At 57.5% G+C, this 1702-nt stretch carries 1 protein-coding gene; it reads right to left on the reverse strand.

Going from position 1 to position 1702, the window contains the following annotated elements:
* Positions 1–805: 805 nt before the first annotated feature.
* A complete protein-coding gene (locus DWV11_RS20305) occupies positions 806–1519 on the reverse strand; it encodes a hypothetical protein (protein WP_245953397.1) in 714 nt (237 codons plus the stop codon).
* Positions 1520–1702 lie beyond the last annotated feature (183 nt).

Consider the following 1702-nt stretch of genomic DNA (forward strand, 5'->3'; position numbering starts at 1 on the left):
GCAACCTTTACGTTTCCGATCCAACAGAAGTTGCCGGATTCGGTGGTGTAGGCCTTCGCTGTGTTCGCTTCCCACCAGCTCTCTCCATAGAAGACGCCTTCGTTGCAGTTGGTGGGAGTGACTCTCCAAGAGCCGGTCCCGTAAGCGTTGGCTGGGGACAACCCGACAGTCATGAGAAGTGCTATGGCAGCGATGCCGGCGCCTGCGGAGGCCCTGTGTTTCCTCAACGGTGTTCACCATTCCTTTCGACAACGATTGTTTGGCCGCGTTGTGTTCAGAGAGCTCAATGCGGCACGCTGATGTTCCGATCAGGTCGTGCGGCCGCCGCTGTCGCCCCAGGAGTGCCAGCCTCCCCATCCGGAGTGGTAACTGGCCGGGTAGGACTGGTAGGCATAGTTGGCGGCGACCACCCAGGGGCCGCGGTTCGTGGCCCAGTTGGGCGGCGACCACCCAGGGGCCGCGGTTCGTGGCCCAGTTGTCGTGGATTGCCACGGCAACCTTAACGTTTCCGATCCAGCAAAAGTTGTTGGTTTCAGTTGTGTAGGCCTTCGCTGTGTTCGCTTCCCACCAGCTCTCCCCATAGAAGACGCCTTCGTTGCAGTTGGTGGGGGCTGCTTTCCAGGATCCGAAGCCATAGGCATTTGCGGAACCCGATCCGAAGGCGAGTAGGAGGCCGGATCCGAAGCCATAGGCATTTGCGGAACCCGATCCGAAGGCGAGTAGGAGGCCAGCGGCTGCAAGGCCAGCAGCGACAGTTGTCTTCAGCTTTCTCAACAGACCCAATTCCCTTCAGAGATTGAGGCTGTCATTTAGTCCTCACCAGGAAGTTAGATGCTTGCTTTGTCCAACCAGGTTCGTTTTTGACCTCGTCAAGACTCTTGTCAGCGGTTGAAGGCACCACTAGCCAAACGGCTTCAGTGCGTTCGGCATTTTCGAATTTCAGGCCGGCCGATTCGATGCTGTCCAACAATGTGCACCCTATAAAGCCATTGTCTTTTCCGGTGCTGTCGACCGGGATCATGCAGATCTTGTCGCCGGGGGCTGCTGCGTAGTAGGTAACCGTACCGACGCTTCCCAGCCGGCGGGTCTGGGCCGGGTCGATGTTCAGGTCCTTGTCCAGGATGCTGAAAACGGCCGCTGGCACCCTATCCGAAGGCTGCTGCGGCAGTGTTAGTGAGGGGATGACCCGGGAGGCATCCCGAGCTTGGGGGGCAGGCGCCAGGGCAACAACAGCGGCGGCGGCACCTAAAACGATTACCCCGGAAATTGCGAATTTAGCCTTGGCTTTCATGACACTAGTCCTCCCCAATTTCAGATGTGAGCTAAGGGTAGGGGGCAACAAACTACGAAACAAGGTCAAGCGGTCGCTTTTTAGAAAAATACCAAAGGTATTGTTCCATAGGAAAAAGGGAAGCGTCCGGTATTTTTTTACCAAGTCAGTCGAACCTAAATGATGACCACGGACAATCCTTGCTGGCCCGCGCATTAGACAAGCAGCGAGACAGTTCTCGACGCCCATCGATAGAGCTCCTCGCGCTCTACCGAGCTTCGCGTCTTCCTGTGGGATGCGTTGTCCACTGGAGGACCTGGCGGGGCGTTATCGGGTCGAGTCAGACGGGGTAGCCCGGGAACAGGATGCCGTGAGAAGCCCCGGGGCCAGAAATAACCGTCCTACCGGGGCCAAATAGAGTTGACATACTCA

The organism is Arthrobacter silvisoli, from assembly GCF_003369445.1.
GTDB classification, from domain to species: Bacteria; Actinomycetota; Actinomycetes; order Actinomycetales; family Micrococcaceae; genus Arthrobacter; species Arthrobacter silvisoli.

Excerpts from the sequence above, each read along its gene's own strand:
- DWV11_RS20305 (WP_245953397.1), bottom strand. The coding sequence starts at position 1,519 with ATGGGCGTCGAGAACTGTCTCGCTGCTTGTCTAATGCGCGGGCCAGCA.